The organism is Candidatus Pantoea multigeneris (assembly GCF_011752615.1).
Classification (GTDB): Bacteria; Pseudomonadota; Gammaproteobacteria; order Enterobacterales; family Enterobacteriaceae; genus Pantoea; species Pantoea multigeneris.
In genome coordinates, this window is record NZ_VWXF01000001.1 from 828,403 (window position 1) to 843,144 (window position 14,742).

The window sequence follows — 14,742 nt, forward strand, 5'->3', positions numbered from 1 at the left end:
AACCCGTAACCTTCATCAGGTTACGGGTTTTTTATTGCCAACGTAAAAATAGAGACATTAATTGCTCTACTCCCTCGGCGCACGCAGCGTAAGCCACCCTGCTACCAGGGTGAAGGCCAGCACAAGGAGTACCAGGAGCAAAAATCCGTGTGGATTGTTGGCTAACGGAATACCGCCTACGTTCATGCCGAAAAAGCCGGCGACAATATTGATCGGCAGCGCCAGCACGGTAATCACGGTTAACAGGAAGAGTGTGCGGTTGCTTTGTTCCATCAGCCGCGCCGCTATTTCTTCCTGTAGTAGGCGGATGCGCTCCATCAAACTGGCAAGATCGTTGAGTACCACGCTGAACTCTTCGGTGAAAGCACGCAGGTCATTGAGCGGTTCACGCTTTAACCAGGCGGGTGGGCGATGCAATAAACGGAACAGTGCTGCGGGTTCCGGGGCCAACAATCGCTGAATACGCAGTAGCATACGGCGTAACCGTCCCAATTCACTGCGGTTAGCTTTGATGGCCGGACTGAGTAGCCGTTCTTCAATACTGTCCACTGCCTGGCTGGTGCGTCGCACCACTTGCTCCAGCTGTGCTTCCTGCTCGCCCAGCAGCCACAGCAACACTTCTTCTGACTCACGGAACTCCAGCGCAGGTAGCCTTTGGTGCATACGCTCAATCATTTCTACCGCGCGAAAGCGTGCACTGACGATTAAGTGCGACTGACACCAGATCCACAAGGTGGCATTTTGCGCACTGCGCTCCTCGCGGCTGAAGGTGACATCATTCAGCACGGCAAGCAGGGCATTATTTTGTTGCGCCAAACGGGTGCGCGGTGACCCGGAGTGGATCTCATCAAAGAAATCGCGGTCTACCGCGAAGTGATCCTGAACCCAGCGTTCCGCACGTGCATGATTAAGATTGATATGGAGCCAGAGAAAGCACTCTTCGCCATAGGGGGTGCGTGCCATTTGTGCTGCTTCTCGGGCATCCAGCCGTTGTGGCGGCGCGGTCGGCGTGAACAAGTAACCATGAATCAGGCCCGCAACTTCATTATTGAAATCAGGCAGTGGTGCAAGGGGTAAAACCGGCTGGGCCATAGAGATAGGTACAAAGGTTATCAGAACAGATCTTTATCCTGCCCATGCTTTATGACAGTTTCATGACTGCTGCTGGGGGCATCATCATTTTGTCATAGAGAGACGGTATCACTCTGCGTAGCACCGCTGCCAACCGGTAGCGATCATCCACAGTGAGACTTGTATGAGCGATAATAGCATTCCTGCATCGTCGGCCGGGCGTCCGGATTTCACCAATAAAAACCGCTTCTCACGTCCCTTATTTCTGCTACTGATTTTGGCCGGGCTGGCCTTTGCCGGGCTGAATTTGTTTAGTGATGTACAGCAGACGGGTGCTCCCGTTGTCAGCTATATGCCTTTCGTGTTGCTGGGTCTGGCGTTGGTGATTGCGCTGGGTTTTGAGTTTGTTAACGGATTTCATGATACCGCTAACGCCGTAGCGACCGTTATTTATACCCATTCACTGAGCCCCGGTGTTGCCGTGGTGTGGTCAGGTTTTTGGAATTTCCTCGGCGTCCTGCTCTCCAGTGGTGTCGTGGCTTTCGGTATTATCTCGCTGCTGCCCGTGGAGTTAATTTTGCAGGCGGGAAGCGGCAATGGTTTTGCCATGGTGTATGCGTTACTGGTGGCGGCGATTATCTGGAACCTTGGCACCTGGTATTTTGGCCTGCCTTCTTCATCTTCACATACGTTGATCGGTTCTGTTATTGGCGTAGGTGTGGCAAACGCGTTGATGCATGGTCGTAGTGGCACCAGCGGCGTCGACTGGGGCCAGGCGCTCAATGTGGGTTATGCCCTGCTGTTCTCCCCGATTATTGGTTTTGTCTGCGCTGCGTTGCTGCTGGTCATCATGAAAAAAGTGGTGAAGAGCCGTGAGCTGTATGAAGCCCCTAAGAGCAATCAGCCACCTCCTACCTGGATTCGCGGTTTGTTGATCCTGACCTGTACCGGCGTGTCATTTGCCCATGGTTCCAACGACGGGCAGAAAGGGATGGGGCTCATTATGTTGATTCTGGTCGGTACCATGCCTATCGCCTATGCGTTGAACCGTTCTTTGCCGCCAGATCAGATCCCGCGTGTGGCAGCTCTGACGCAGGTAACAGAAAATCAGTTACTCGCCATCCAGCCACCGGTTGCAGGACAACCTCAGCCGCGTGAAGTGCTGACAACGTTTGTGCGTACCAGCGAGCCACGCCCGGAAGTGTTACCTGCTCTGGGGATGATGCTGGGCGATATTAGCAGTCAGATCCGCCGTTACGGTTCAATGGATAATATTCCGGCTCAGGCCGTGACCAATACCCGTAATGATATGTATCTGGCATCAGAGTCGATTAAGCATTTGCAGAGCGCCAAAGTCGCGCTTCCAGAGGAGACAGCGCAGAATTTGGTGGCAGTGAAGAAGGAGCTGGATAGCGCCACGCGCTTTATCCCTATGTGGGTTAAGGTCGTGGTTGCGCTGGCGTTGGGGCTCGGCACGATGGTGGGCTGGCGTCGCATTGTTGTGACAGTCGGCGAGCGTATTGGTAAGACGCACCTCAATTATGCTCAGGGTGCCAGTGCTGAACTGGTCGCGATGGCGACTATCGGTGCTGCCGATGCCTTTGGCCTGCCAGTGTCGACCACTCACGTTCTCTCTTCCGGTGTAGCCGGTACCATGGCCGCCAATCGCTCGGGTTTGCAGCTTTCTACACTGCGCAATTTGGCCATCGCCTGGGTGTTAACTTTACCGGTTTCCATTGTGCTTTCTGGCTCGCTTTACGCACTGTTTGTTCATCTTTAACGGGGAAGAAAAAATGGCTACACACGATAATATTCTCGGCAATGAGGTGTTTAATCAGCGCTTGTTGCAGGAGTTTTATGACAGCTACGATGAAGAGCTGGAGATGGAACTGGATGATTTACGCTTTGGTGCAGGTCAGCCAGGCGCAGAAGATGAGAAAGCCTGGCGGCGGCGCTATTTTCGTGAATTGCTGCATTTGCAGGGTGAGCTGGTGAAATTGCAGGATTGGGTTATGCGCACCGGTCACCGTGTAGTGATTTTGTTTGAGGGACGCGATGCCGCCGGTAAAGGGGGTGTGATTAAGCGTATTACTCAGCGCCTGAATCCGCGTACCTGTCGCGTTGCTGCACTTCCTGCGCCAAACGATCGTGAGAAAACGCAGTGGTATTTCCAGCGTTATATTGCGCATTTACCCGCAGCAGGTGAAATGGTGCTGTTTGATCGCAGTTGGTATAACCGTGCCGGTGTCGAGCGGGTGATGGGCTTTTGCTCCGATGATGAGGTTGAGGAGTTTTATCGCAGCGTGCCTGAGTTTGAGAAGATGCTGACCCGCAGTGGCATTCAGATTATTAAGTACTGGTTTTCCATTACCGATGAAGAGCAAGAGTTGCGTTTTCTCAGCCGTATTCACGATCCGTTGAAGCAGTGGAAATTGAGCCCCATGGATTTGGAGAGCCGTCGTCGTTGGGAGGAGTATACCGAGGCGAAGGAGGAGATGTTAGAGCGGAGCCATATTCCAGAGGCACCATGGTGGGTGGTTCAGGGCGTTGATAAGAAGAAAGCCCGACTTAACTGTATTAGCCATTTGCTGCAACAGATGCCTTATGAAGAGAGCGAGCAGAAAGCGATTACTCTGCCGCGCCGTGAGCGTCATGAGGATTATCAGCGTTCGCCCGTACCGGAAAATATGATTGTGCCAGAGAAGTATTAATTTCCCTCGGCGGAAGGGTTGAGGTTGAGGTCAAAACCATCGTCTGATAAACCGAGATACCTCGGCCTGTCAGGGCAATCGGGCTGCGACGTAGCTCGCTCCGATTACCCTGCCCTCCGAAATCAATAGCGTTGTGTTGTATGTAAACCAGGTCAAGGGCAAGGTCAAAACACTCGCCTGTGAAACCGAGATGCCTCGGCCTGTCAGGGCAATCGGGCTGCGACGTGGCTCGCTCCGATTACCCTGCCCTCCGAAATCCATATCGTTGTTTTGCCTGAGAAAATATTGTCTGCAATCCTGTGCCAAAAGCAAAAAACTGCACGGACTTCTGACAGCCGCACAGCTGCCGTTGGGAAGATGATGGGGGGTATGACAGCAAATGCCTCTGGCACATGGATGTGCCAGCGGATCGTAGGGATACGGATTCCTTTGCAGTCATACCCCCCATTGTCTGACCTGCCACCTGAGCCCATAGCGGCTTAATCACCGCTGCCAGCAGCGTCAAAACACTCGCCTGATAAATCGAGCTACTCAGCTCTCTGCGACCGGGGTTTGCTGCTCACGTCGTACCAGCCGGAAGGTAATCAGGAATGCCCCCAGCACCATCAGTGCTGCCGCCAGATACACCGACTGAATGCCCCAGTGAGCAATCAGCAGCCCTGCAACCGGACCGCTCAGGCCCAGACCTAAATCGAGAAACGCTGAATACGTGCCTAATGCTGAACCCTGATCTTGTTGCTCTACCTGCTTCACAGCCTCCACGCCTAGCGCGGGGAAAACCAGTGAGAAACCCGAACCGGTAAGGAATGCCCCCAAATCCACCTGCCAGACGCTACTCGCCTGCCAAATAATTAACAGCCCAACACACTCAACCAGCAGAGAAAACAGCGAAGTGCGTAAGCCCCCGAAGCGAGTAATACAACGGCTAAACACCAGACGAATCAGCACAAAACCCGCGCTGTATAACGTCAATGCCACTGCGGCTCCGCTCCAGTCACGGCTGGCAAAATAGAGGGTAATAAAGGTCGCGATCACACCAAAACCAATGGTGCCGAAACCCAATGCCAGTCCATAGGAACTGACACGGGTGAAAACACGATGGAAAGGAATACGCTTACCCATGGCAACCTGCACGGCGGGCTTGCTGCGGGCAATGAAAAAACCCACCACGCCCATCAACACCACCAGACCAGCAAAGCCACTGATACCAAAACTATTATTGAGGATGACGCCAAAAGGTGCGCCGATAGCCATCGCCGAATACGTGGCTACGCCGTTCCAGGAAATAACCCTGGCCGTCTGCAACGGACCCACAATATTCATGCCCCAAAGCGTAGCTCCGGTGCTGCTAAAACTCTCGCCAAACCCGAGGAAAATGCGGCCTAATGCCAACATCAGCAGGCTCACCCACGGGCTTGACTGGGTCAACGCCGCAACCAGGGTTAGCACACCGCTCATCCCACAGCAAACCAGACCAAGCATCACCACACTTCGCGGGCCAAAACGATCGGCCAGGCGGCCAGATTGAGGGCGACTCACCAGAGTAGCAAAATACTGAATGCTGATAATCAAACCGGCAACAAAAGAGCTGTACCCCAGCGTGTTATGGACAAAGCCAGGCAACACAGCGAGTGGCAGGCCAACTGAAAGGTAACAGAAGAAGGTAAAGATAATGACGGAGACAATTCGTTTATTTAACTGAGCGTTACTCAGTACAGCAGCATCAGACATAGCAGGTAAGATTAATATATTCGCGTACCTTTACTATACCCTTAGCCTGCTAATGGGTCGCCCCTTTTTTAAGCGGGAACCGCCTGTAGAGCGTAACGATCAATGGCATCAGCAATATCCTGTGACACTTTCAGCGCTCTGATCTCACTGAACAGACCATCCGCTTCGCCATAAGCTTTGCGCAGATATCCTAGCCACTGCTTGATACGTGCCACATGATACATCCCGGTATCGCCCTGCTTCTCCAGCCGGGTATACTTCTGCAACAGCGCCACCACTTCAGGCCACGGCATCGGTGCAGCGTTCTCTTTAATCACTCGGCTCAAATTCGGCACATTCAAGGCACCACGGCCAATCATGATGGCATCACACCCGGTAATACGCAGGCAATCTTGCGCGCTCTGCCAGTCCCAAATCTCACCGTTAGCGATGACGGGAATCGACAAACGCTGACGGATCTCGCCAATCGCCTGCCAGTTAATCGCTTCTGCACGATAACCATCATCTTTCGTCCGGCCATGCACCACCAGCTCACTGGCACCCGCTTGCTGTACCGCATCCGCAATTTCAAACCGCTGCCCGGCGCTATCCCAGCCTAAACGGACTTTTACCGTCACGGGGAGATCGGCAGGCACCGCTGCACGCATGGCTTTGGCGGCACGGTAAATCAATTCGGGATCTTTTAATAATGAAGCCCCACCACCACTGCCGTTGACCGTTTTAGAAGGACAACCGCAGTTAAGGTCTACGCCCCAGGAACCCAGCTCTATGGCGCGGGCCGCGTTCTCTGCCAGCCACTCGGGATATTGACCGAGTAGCTGCAAACGCACCCGCGTACCACTGGGCGTACGGCTGGCATGCTGCAACTCCGGACAAAGCCGATGAAACGACTTGACCGGAAGCAGCTGATCAACGACCCGCAAAAACTCGGTAATACAGAGATCGTAATCGTTAACCTCCGACAGTAACTCGCGCACCAGTGAATCCAGTACGCCCTCCATCGGCGCCAGCAGTACTCGCATGATTACTGACCGGAACGGTTAGCCGGACGACGAGCTGGACGTGCTGCTCGCTCACCCTGCGCATTGCCTGCGCCATTACCCTGACGACGCGGCTGATTGCGCTTCTCACCCTGCTCACTACGAGCCTGACGCGGAGCACCATCACGACCACCGCGACCGCCATCACGACCGCCACGGCCACCTGGCTGTTGACGGCCATTCTGAATCGGTTCGGCTTTGATCGAAGGATCTGGCTCAAAACCAGCAATCTCCAGACGTGGAATTTCACGCTTCAGCAGACGCTCGATATCGCGCAGCAGCTTGTGCTCATCGACACAAACCAGTGACAGTGCAGCACCGGTAGCGGCAGCACGGCCGGTACGACCAATACGGTGTACATAGTCTTCTGCCACGTTCGGCAACTCATAGTTCACCACATGCGGCAGCTCTTCGATATCCAGACCACGGGCGGCGATATCGGTCGCAACCAATACGCGAATTGCGCCAGATTTGAAATCAGCCAATGCGCGGGTACGGGCACCCTGGCTCTTATTACCGTGAATCGCTGCGGCGGTGATACCGTCTTTACCTAACTGCTCCGCCAGGTGATTAGCGCCGTGCTTAGTACGGGTAAACACCAGCACCTGCTGCCAGTTGCCCTGACCGATCATCAGCGACAGCAGCTCCCGCTTACGCTTCTTATCAACGAAATGAACCTGCTGGCTCACCTGTTCAGAAGCGGTATTACGACGTGCAACTTCGACTTGTTCCGGGTTGTTCAGCAGTTTTTCAGCCAGCGTCTTGATCTCATCAGAGAAGGTCGCTGAGAACAGCAGATTCTGACGTTTAGCCGGCAGACGCGCCAATACACGACGGATATCGTGAATAAAGCCCATATCCAGCATACGGTCCGCTTCATCCAGCACCAGAATCTCAACCTGAGACAGATCGACGGCATTCTGATGTGCCAGATCCAACAGACGGCCAGGCGTTGCCACCAGCACATCTACACCGCCGCGCAGTTTCATCATCTGAGGGTTGATGCTGACACCGCCAAATACCACCAGAGAACGGATGTTAAGGTGCTTACTGTACTCACGCACATTCTCACCGACCTGAGCTGCCAGTTCGCGAGTTGGGGTCAAAATCAACGCACGCACAGGACGACGACCGCGCACAGGTGCGCCAGAGGTGCTCAGTAACTGCAACAGTGGCAGGGTGAAACCGGCTGTTTTGCCCGTACCGGTCTGCGCGCTGGCAAGCAAATCACGGCCAGACAAGACAACGGGAATCGCCTGACGCTGAATAGGGGTCGGCTCGTTATAGCCTTGCTCGGCGATCGCGCGCAGAATATCGGCACTCAAGCCGAGAGAGTCAAAAGACATGTAAGTGTATTACTCCGGTCCGCCCTGACCGTGATTCACGGTGCAGTTTTCAGGGGGATAATGACGCCAGCCGTGGCTAACGTGTGAAAAGGGCATAAACTACAATGCGTAAGCCGCGCAGTGTAGCAGCTTTATCAGGGCGGCGCGAGAGCCGCCCATGAATGTCAGCTGCGCTTCTTCTCGGGACGCGGTGCGGGTTCTTTTACCAGCAGTGAAACCAGCGCAGGCCCCACTAACATCACCAGTCCCAGACAACCCAACAGCAGCGGATTGTGGAAAACGCGAGAGATTAAAAACAGGCTCAGCATCGCTGCGCCAAAGTAGTACGTGGTAGTCGCTTCTTCGAGATAATCACCAAGAGCGCGTAAACGGGCACTACGCTGCGTGACCAGCATAGTGATAAACACCAGCGCATATGCCACAACCAGGGTACTGCTCACTTCAACCAACATTTTATGCTGCCAACCCAATACCAGCGCCACAATCACCAACAGATGCATGGCAATGTGAACACAGGTATGGCCGGTAGCAATCTGAACTCGATTAGACCATTTCATATCTTCATCTCCTGGCAGACACAACAGGTCGCCCAAGTACAACCAGCCGCAGCCGGTGACGTGCCATCAATCTATAGCAATTTTAGGATTACACCCTAAATTTCTGCCCCTCCCGCCGTCCATTTGTGACAGAGACTACACTTTATCCTGTTCATACTGAAAAGGAGTGGGCCGAAGTATGCCACAAATCACAGCCGGTTTTTCATTTAAAGTCCTGACGATCAATACCCATAAAGGGTTCACGAGCTTTAATCGTCGCTTTATTCTGCCGGAACTGCGTGACGCGGTGCGTGCCACTTCAGCCGATATTGTCTTCCTGCAAGAGGTGATGGGGACACACAGTAGCCACCCTCTGCAAGTCGAAAACTGGCCGGATACACCGCACTATGAATTCCTGGCGGACACGATGTGGAGCGATTTCGCTTATGGCCGCAATGCGGTTTATCCTGAAGGACACCACGGGAATGCGATTTTGTCACGTTATCCGATCGTTGAGTACAAAAATTTCGACATATCTGTTGCCGGAAGTGAAAATCGCGGCATGTTACACTGCCAAATCACCTTACCCGCGCCGCATAAAACCCTGCATGTCATCTGCGTCCATCTTGGGCTGCGGGAATCCCATCGCCTGGCACAGTTACAAAAACTGGCCGAGTTTGTCACGGCATTACCCGAAGATGATCCGGTGGTGGTTGCGGGCGATTTCAATGACTGGCGCCAGCGTGCCAATGCTTTTCTGCAACGTCATGCCGGACTGAGCGAGGTCTTCAGCCGCAAGTATGGCCGACCAGAACGCACCTTTCCCGCGCGCTTTCCCCTGCTGCGCCTGGACCGAATCTACGTGCGCAATGCCTCAGCCAGTCACCCCTGGGCACTGCCCGTCAAACCCTGGTCACACCTTTCCGATCATGCACCGCTGGCCGTGGAGATCCACCTATGAATGCACAATGGCGAGACGGTAACCAGTTACAGCTGCTGGAAAATGGTGATGCTTTTTTCCCTCGCGTGTTTGAGGCGATTGAGGGGGCCGAGCGCAGTATTCTGCTGGAAACGTTTATCCTGTTTGAAGATGAGGTGGGCCATCGCCTCCACGCTGCGCTGCTCAACGCCGCACAGCGCGGTGTCCACATCGAACTGCTGGTTGATGGCTATGGCTCATCGGAATTGAGTGACGCTTACATCAACAGCCTTACCGCGGCGGGCGTCCGTTTTATGGTTTACGATCCACGCCCGCGCGTGCTGGGGATGCGGACCAATGTCTTCCGCCGCCTGCACCGTAAAGTGGTGGTGGTCGATCAGCGGATTGCGTTTGTTGGCGGCATCAACTTCTCTGCCGAACACAATACCGACTTCGGTCCGCAGGCCAAGCAAGACTATGCCGTTGAAGTGACGGGGCCGGTGGTTGAGGATATCAGCCGTTATGAATTGCAGGCCTTTGGCAGCGATCGGCCGCTGCGCCGCTGGTGGCAAAGACGCCACTCTCCGCTGGCCCGCAACAGGCAGCCGGGTAACGCTCAGGTGCTGTTTGTCTTTCGTGATAACGAAGCCCATCGTGATGCCATCGAGCAACACTATCTCGACATGCTGCGCACCGCGCGCCAGGAGGTCACGATTGCTAATGCGTACTTCTTCCCCGGCTACCGCCTGCTGCGAGAAATGCGCAATGCAGCGCGGCGTGGCGTCACCGTCCGTTTAATTGTGCAGGGCGAGCCGGATATGCCGATTGTAAAAGTGGGGGCAGAACTGCTGTATAACTACCTGGTTGAGGGCGGGGTTGAAGTGTATGAGTATTGCCGTCGCCCACTGCATGGCAAAGTCGCGGTGCAGGATCAGCAGTGGTCTACCGTCGGCTCCAGTAATCTTGATCCGCTGAGTTTATCGCTCAATCTGGAAGCCAATTTGATCATCTACGATCGCCAGTTTAATCAGACCCTGCGCGACAACCTGCAACATCTGCTGGAACGGGATTGCCAGCGGGTGGAAGCACATCAACTTCCGCCACGTAATCTGTGGCAACTGACTAAAAGCGTGGTGGTTTTTCACTTCCTGCGCCACTTCCCGGCGATGGCTGGCTGGCTCCCTGCCCATACGCCAAAACTCGCACTCGTCGAACCGCCGGTACAGCCGGAAATGGAAACGCAGGACCGGATTGAAACAGAGAATCAAGGAGCGAAACCCTGATGAGCAGAAGACATTCGCGCGGACAACGAATCAAGAAAATCCTGACGGTGCTGTTTTTTATTGCCGTCATCGTGCTGTTAGTGGTGTATGCCAGCAAGGTCAACTGGGCAGATGTCTGGCATGTCATCACTCACTATAACCGTATTGCGATAGCCAGTGCGCTGGGACTGGTCGCCGTCAGTTATGCCCTCTACGGGATATACGATCTGATTGGCCGTGCCTACTGCGGGCATAAGCTGGCAAAACGCCAGGTAATGCTGGTCTCCTTTATCTGTTACGCGTTTAATCTTACCCTCAGTACCTGGGTGGGTGGCGTGGCGATGCGCTACCGTCTCTACTCCAGGCTTGGTCTGCCCGGCGGGACGATCACGCGCATTTTCTCTTTGAGCATTGCCACCAACTGGCTGGGCTACATCCTGTTAGCGGGCATCATTTTTACTGCGGGCTGGGTGCCGCTTCCCCAGGGCTGGTTTGTTGGCAGCACCGCGCTGCGCCTGATCGGCTTAGGCTTGTTGTGTCTGGTTATCGCCTATTTCTGCGGCTGCACCTTTGCCAAACGCCGCGTTTGGACGATTAAAGGCAAAAAGCTGCAACTGCCTGGCTGGCGGATGGCGATGTTTCAGTTTGCCGTTTCCTGCGCTAACTGGTTGGTGATGAGCACCATTATCTGGCTATTACTGGGACAACAGGCTGACTTTATGCAGGTCTCTGGGGTCTTGCTGATCAGCAGCATTGCGGGCGTCATTGTGCATATTCCGGCCGGGATTGGTGTACTTGAAGCGGTGTTTCTCGCACTACTTGGGGGGCAATTACCGCACAGCACAATTATCGCCGCCCTGCTCGCCTATCGGGTGCTGTATTTTATTTTGCCGCTGGTGGTGGCACTGGTGCTCTATCTGTGGCTGGAGAGCCAGGCCAGGCATTTGCGCGAAAAAAATGTGCAGAATATCTAGCGGGGAAGCATCACAGCGCCCGGAACAGGCGCTGTGATCAAAACGCCTTAACGGCGGCTGCCGAAAATACGCAACAGCATCAGGAACAGATTAATAAAGTCGAGATACAGCGTCAGCGCGCCAAGGATCGAATAACGACGCAGCTGTTCTTTATCGTTGGTATTAATGCTTTCACCGATGTTTTTCAGTTTCTGCGTGTCATAAGCCGTCAGGCCCACAAACACCACCACACCGATATAGGTGATGGCCCACATCAATGCGGAGCTCTTCAGCCAGAAATTCACCAGCGAAGCCAGCAAAATACCAATCAACGCCATAAACAGCAGGCTACCGAAACGGCTAAGGTCGCGTTTGGTGGTGTAGCCATAGAAGCTCATGGCTCCGAACATCCCGGCCGTCACAAAGAAGGTACTGGCGATTGACGAGTAGGTGTAAACCACAAAAATACTCGCCATCGTTAAGCCGGTTAACGCCGAATAGAGCATAAACAAGCCGGTCGCCAGCGCACCACTCAGGCGCTGTACCATGCCGGAGAGCACAAAGACCACCGCAAGCTGCGCGATGACCAGGCCGAAAAAGGTCATACGGCTGGCAAACACCAGTTCCATGACCGCTGGCGTGCGGGCAGCAAACCAGGCAACAAAAGCGGTAAGTAACAGACCACAGGTCATCCAACCGTAGACTTGCGCCATGTAGGTCTGCAGGCCAACGGAAGTACGCTGTACGATTGGATCACTGGATTGTGGATATCGGTCCATGATGCACCTCTTGTAAGTGAAATAACTGCTCTAAGTCTGGACGTACGGCGCAGTGCCGTCAACGGCGACTCAGGCATTGTTGGTAACGATCGTTTACACGCCGGGCGAACCAGGCGGTGGTTAAATCGCGGGTAATTTTCGGGCTTTCCAGTTTGATGCCCGGCAGCATCTCCCGCGCCAGCGGTTTAGCCGCCTGCTTATCTGCGAGTGCAAACACTTTACGCCACAGCACACTACGGCTGAATTCTGGCTGCTCGCCAAGATTCAGGTCACGGCGAATATCGTGGTTGCTCATCTCCAGCCGGTCGCTTATCCGGCGCACCGCCAGTTCAGTGCTCCCTGCCGCATCAGAATCGTAACGAATCAGATCCCCGTCCAGCGCCAGCTTCACACCACTTAAGCGCGCCACCGCTGCCTGAAATGCCGCATTACGGCTGGCATACCAACCCGCGTTATAATCGGCAAAACGATAGAGCGGCTGGCTGTAATCCGCCGGGTAGCCCAGCAGATGCATAGTGCCAAAGTAGATGCCGCCATGACGGGTAAAGACTTCACGGCGAATGGTTTTATCAATCGGCCACGGATAACCCTTTTCATGTGCTTCTGCAAAGGAGATGCTGACCTGCATCGGGCCGCCGGTATGAATCGGGTTGAGATCGCCAAACAGCCGCTGTCCCATCGGCACCGAATCGATTAAGTCATCAAAGATGGCGCTGAGTTCTTTTTCACTGCGCACTTTATCGAGGCGTGCCGCATAACTCTCGCCGGTAGGTGATTTAATTAACAAGGCCGTGCGCACTAAAAATGCCGGAATATGCAGGGTGCCAGCACGCCGGTTAATCTCTCCCCAGGCAATCTTAGGTAACCCGCTCACTGGCGCGTCAGCGTTGAAGTTAGACTCCTGGTCAGCTACCGCAATCACCGCACACAGCTGACTGACAGAAGTCTCTAATTTCTGCGCGGTAAAGCTGGTGTAAATATCACTTGCCCAGTCCGCCTTATTACTGACATGCGGCGGCAAAAGTTGGCGGATTTGCGCTTTGACATCGGCAGGTGGGCGTTCAGAGACTGTGGCTTTTTTCTGACTGCTACAACCGGCCAGCAGTAGCAGGAGAAGCAGCATGAGATGAGAGCATAAATAACGGGCGGACATGGTTCTTCCTGAATCAGTTCGGTGACAGCGGAAGCATAGCATAGCCCCGGCCCAGCATGGCTCACTCCCAGCGTTGGGCCGCTGTTTGGTCACTCTCACGCGATTCAACCCAGCGTTCACCCTGCTCGGTCTGTTCGCGCTTCCAGAAGGGTGCGCGGGTTTTCAGGTAATCCATCATCATTTCGGCGGCGGCAAAGGCCGCTCCCCGGTGCGATGCGGTCACACCGACCAGCACAATCTCATCGCCGGGATACAGTGCGCCGACGCGATGAATCAACGTCACTCGCTGCAACGGCCAGCGCTGACGGGCCTCAGCCACAATCTCCCGCAACGCTTTTTCTGTCATGCCCGGATAGTGCTCCAGCGTTAGCGCAGCAACGCTGCTGCCAAGATTGTGATTGCGCACTTTGCCGGTAAACGTCACTACGGCACCATCACTGTCGCAGGCGGCAAGCCAGGAGTACTCTTCGGCCATGCTGAAAGGCTCTGTGCCAACACGAATACGGGTTTCCACGTTAACCTCCGGTTACCGGTGGGAAAAATGCCACTTCATCACCCGCCTGCAGCGGATGATCCATCGGCACCAGCGTCTGATTGACCGCAGCCAGCAACTTGCCAGACGTCAGAGCCAAATCCCAGCGGTCACTTTGTGCCGCCAGCGCTTCACGCAGTGCCGCTACATCGGCAAAATGGGCGGGCATAGTCAGCTCATCGGTGCCGGTCAGTTCTCGCACCTGAGCAAAAAACAGCACTTTAAGCATCTTCACTCGCCTTGAAATCACCTGACTTGCCACCGCTTTTTTGCAGCAAGCGTACCTGCTCAATCACGATATCTTTTTGTACGGCTTTGCACATGTCGTAGATGGTTAATGCCGCAACCGAAGCCGCCGTCAACGCTTCCATCTCAACGCCGGTTTTACCGGTCAGGCGGCAGAGGGAAACAATCCGTACCCGGTTGTGTTCAGGTTCGGCGGTCAGGCTGACTTCGACTTTGCTCAGCATCAGCGGATGACACAGGGGAATCAGCTCCCAGGTGCGTTTCGCCGCCTGGATACCGGCAATTCGCGCCGTGGCAAACACATCGCCTTTATCATGCCGACCTTCAGTGATCATGCTCAGGGTTGTCGCCTGCATAGAAACGAACGCTTCGGCTCGCGCTTCACGCAAGGTTTCGGCTTTGGCGGAGACATCCACCATATGCGCCTCACCAGCCGCGTTGATATGGGTGAGTTGTGACATAA

15 protein-coding genes are annotated in these 14,742 nt (G+C 54.5%); 5 read left to right on the forward strand and 10 right to left on the reverse strand.

The annotated features are described in order from the left end of the window. Positions 1-66: 66 nt before the first annotated feature. Positions 67-1,092, reverse strand: a complete 1,026-nt coding sequence (locus tag F3J40_RS03840; RefSeq protein ID WP_167012655.1) for a CorA family divalent cation transporter — start codon at positions 1,090-1,092, stop codon at positions 67-69. Positions 1,093-1,255: 163 nt separating this feature from the next. On the opposite strand from F3J40_RS03840, the gene F3J40_RS03845 reads away from it, so the two are divergent. After that, positions 1,256-2,851, forward strand: coding sequence for an inorganic phosphate transporter (locus F3J40_RS03845; RefSeq protein WP_167012656.1), 1,596 nt, complete (start codon positions 1,256-1,258; stop codon positions 2,849-2,851). Positions 2,852-2,864: 13 nt separating this feature from the next. After that, on the forward strand, positions 2,865-3,782 hold the full coding sequence (gene ppk2, locus F3J40_RS03850) for a polyphosphate kinase 2 (protein WP_017349441.1): 918 nt from the start codon (positions 2,865-2,867) through the stop codon (positions 3,780-3,782). Between the two features lie 531 nt (positions 3,783-4,313). On the opposite strand, the gene F3J40_RS03855 is transcribed toward ppk2, so the two are convergent. The 4 genes from F3J40_RS03855 to F3J40_RS03870 all read right to left on the reverse strand — a co-directional run bounded on the left by F3J40_RS03855 (position 4,314) and on the right by F3J40_RS03870 (position 8,456). Next, positions 4,314-5,513 carry an MFS transporter gene (locus tag F3J40_RS03855; protein WP_167012657.1) on the reverse strand — a complete coding sequence of 400 codons (1,200 nt, stop codon included), beginning with the start codon at positions 5,511-5,513 and terminating at the stop codon, positions 4,314-4,316. Positions 5,514-5,581: 68 nt separating this feature from the next. Next, a complete protein-coding gene (dusC, locus tag F3J40_RS03860; RefSeq protein ID WP_167012658.1) occupies positions 5,582-6,535 on the reverse strand; it encodes a tRNA dihydrouridine(16) synthase DusC in 954 nt (317 codons plus the stop codon). A gap of 2 nt (positions 6,536-6,537) precedes the next feature. Beyond that, positions 6,538-7,899 (reverse strand): ATP-dependent RNA helicase RhlE, encoded by a 1,362-nt coding sequence (gene rhlE, locus F3J40_RS03865; protein ID WP_167012659.1) that lies wholly within the window; start codon positions 7,897-7,899, stop codon positions 6,538-6,540. Positions 7,900-8,063: 164 nt separating this feature from the next. Continuing rightward, positions 8,064-8,456, reverse strand: coding sequence for a YbhQ family protein (locus F3J40_RS03870; RefSeq protein WP_167012660.1), 393 nt, complete (start codon positions 8,454-8,456; stop codon positions 8,064-8,066). A gap of 178 nt (positions 8,457-8,634) precedes the next feature. Here F3J40_RS03870 and F3J40_RS03875 point away from each other — a divergent pair, with 178 nt between their 5' ends. Genes F3J40_RS03875 through F3J40_RS03885 form a run of 3 tightly spaced genes read left to right on the forward strand, consistent with a single transcriptional unit; the run spans position 8,635 to position 11,590 of the window. Further along, positions 8,635-9,396, forward strand: a complete 762-nt coding sequence (locus F3J40_RS03875) for an endonuclease/exonuclease/phosphatase family protein (protein WP_167012661.1) — start codon at positions 8,635-8,637, stop codon at positions 9,394-9,396. Next, complete coding sequence (gene clsB / locus F3J40_RS03880) at positions 9,393-10,637, forward strand: cardiolipin synthase ClsB (protein ID WP_167012662.1); 1,245 nt, start codon at positions 9,393-9,395, stop codon at positions 10,635-10,637. The genes F3J40_RS03875 and clsB overlap by 4 nt, the downstream gene beginning before the upstream one ends. Then, complete coding sequence (locus tag F3J40_RS03885) at positions 10,637-11,590, forward strand: lysylphosphatidylglycerol synthase transmembrane domain-containing protein (protein ID WP_167012663.1); 954 nt, start codon at positions 10,637-10,639, stop codon at positions 11,588-11,590. The genes clsB and F3J40_RS03885 overlap by 1 nt, the downstream gene beginning before the upstream one ends. Positions 11,591-11,637: 47 nt before the next feature. Here the strand turns inward: F3J40_RS03885 and F3J40_RS03890 are convergent, their stop codons facing one another. The 5 genes from F3J40_RS03890 to moaC all read right to left on the reverse strand — a co-directional run bounded on the left by F3J40_RS03890 (position 11,638) and on the right by moaC (position 14,740). Continuing rightward, the gene (locus tag F3J40_RS03890) at positions 11,638-12,348 is read right to left on the reverse strand and encodes a Bax inhibitor-1/YccA family protein (RefSeq protein WP_017349714.1); all 711 of its coding nucleotides are present in this window, start codon (positions 12,346-12,348) and stop codon (positions 11,638-11,640) included. Positions 12,349-12,406: 58 nt separating this feature from the next. Continuing rightward, a complete protein-coding gene (locus tag F3J40_RS03895; RefSeq protein ID WP_167012664.1) occupies positions 12,407-13,501 on the reverse strand; it encodes a DUF1615 domain-containing protein in 1,095 nt (364 codons plus the stop codon). Positions 13,502-13,562: 61 nt separating this feature from the next. Continuing rightward, on the reverse strand, positions 13,563-14,015 hold the full coding sequence (gene moaE / locus F3J40_RS03900; protein ID WP_167012665.1) for a molybdopterin synthase catalytic subunit MoaE: 453 nt from the start codon (positions 14,013-14,015) through the stop codon (positions 13,563-13,565). Between the two features lies 1 nt (position 14,016). Beyond that, positions 14,017-14,262, reverse strand: a complete 246-nt coding sequence (gene moaD, locus F3J40_RS03905; protein ID WP_017349711.1) for a molybdopterin synthase sulfur carrier subunit — start codon at positions 14,260-14,262, stop codon at positions 14,017-14,019. Beyond that, a complete protein-coding gene (gene moaC, locus F3J40_RS03910) occupies positions 14,255-14,740 on the reverse strand; it encodes a cyclic pyranopterin monophosphate synthase MoaC (protein ID WP_167012666.1) in 486 nt (161 codons plus the stop codon). The genes moaD and moaC overlap by 8 nt, the downstream gene beginning before the upstream one ends. Positions 14,741-14,742: the final 2 nt, after the last annotated feature.

Excerpts from the sequence above, each read along its gene's own strand:
- F3J40_RS03840 (WP_167012655.1), bottom strand. The coding sequence starts at position 1,092 with ATGGCCCAGCCGGTTTTACCCCTTGCACCACTGCCTGATTTCAATAAT.
- F3J40_RS03845 (WP_167012656.1), top strand. The coding sequence starts at position 1,256 with ATGAGCGATAATAGCATTCCTGCATCGTCGGCCGGGCGTCCGGATTTC.
- ppk2 (WP_017349441.1), top strand. The coding sequence starts at position 2,865 with ATGGCTACACACGATAATATTCTCGGCAATGAGGTGTTTAATCAGCGC.
- F3J40_RS03855 (WP_167012657.1), bottom strand. The coding sequence starts at position 5,513 with ATGTCTGATGCTGCTGTACTGAGTAACGCTCAGTTAAATAAACGAATT.
- dusC (WP_167012658.1), bottom strand. The coding sequence starts at position 6,535 with ATGCGAGTACTGCTGGCGCCGATGGAGGGCGTACTGGATTCACTGGTG.
- rhlE (WP_167012659.1), bottom strand. The coding sequence starts at position 7,899 with ATGTCTTTTGACTCTCTCGGCTTGAGTGCCGATATTCTGCGCGCGATC.
- F3J40_RS03870 (WP_167012660.1), bottom strand. The coding sequence starts at position 8,456 with ATGAAATGGTCTAATCGAGTTCAGATTGCTACCGGCCATACCTGTGTT.
- F3J40_RS03875 (WP_167012661.1), top strand. The coding sequence starts at position 8,635 with ATGCCACAAATCACAGCCGGTTTTTCATTTAAAGTCCTGACGATCAAT.
- clsB (WP_167012662.1), top strand. The coding sequence starts at position 9,393 with ATGAATGCACAATGGCGAGACGGTAACCAGTTACAGCTGCTGGAAAAT.
- F3J40_RS03885 (WP_167012663.1), top strand. The coding sequence starts at position 10,637 with ATGAGCAGAAGACATTCGCGCGGACAACGAATCAAGAAAATCCTGACG.
- F3J40_RS03890 (WP_017349714.1), bottom strand. The coding sequence starts at position 12,348 with ATGGACCGATATCCACAATCCAGTGATCCAATCGTACAGCGTACTTCC.
- F3J40_RS03895 (WP_167012664.1), bottom strand. The coding sequence starts at position 13,501 with ATGTCCGCCCGTTATTTATGCTCTCATCTCATGCTGCTTCTCCTGCTA.
- moaD (WP_017349711.1), bottom strand. The coding sequence starts at position 14,262 with ATGCTTAAAGTGCTGTTTTTTGCTCAGGTGCGAGAACTGACCGGCACC.
- moaC (WP_167012666.1), bottom strand. The coding sequence starts at position 14,740 with ATGTCACAACTCACCCATATCAACGCGGCTGGTGAGGCGCATATGGTG.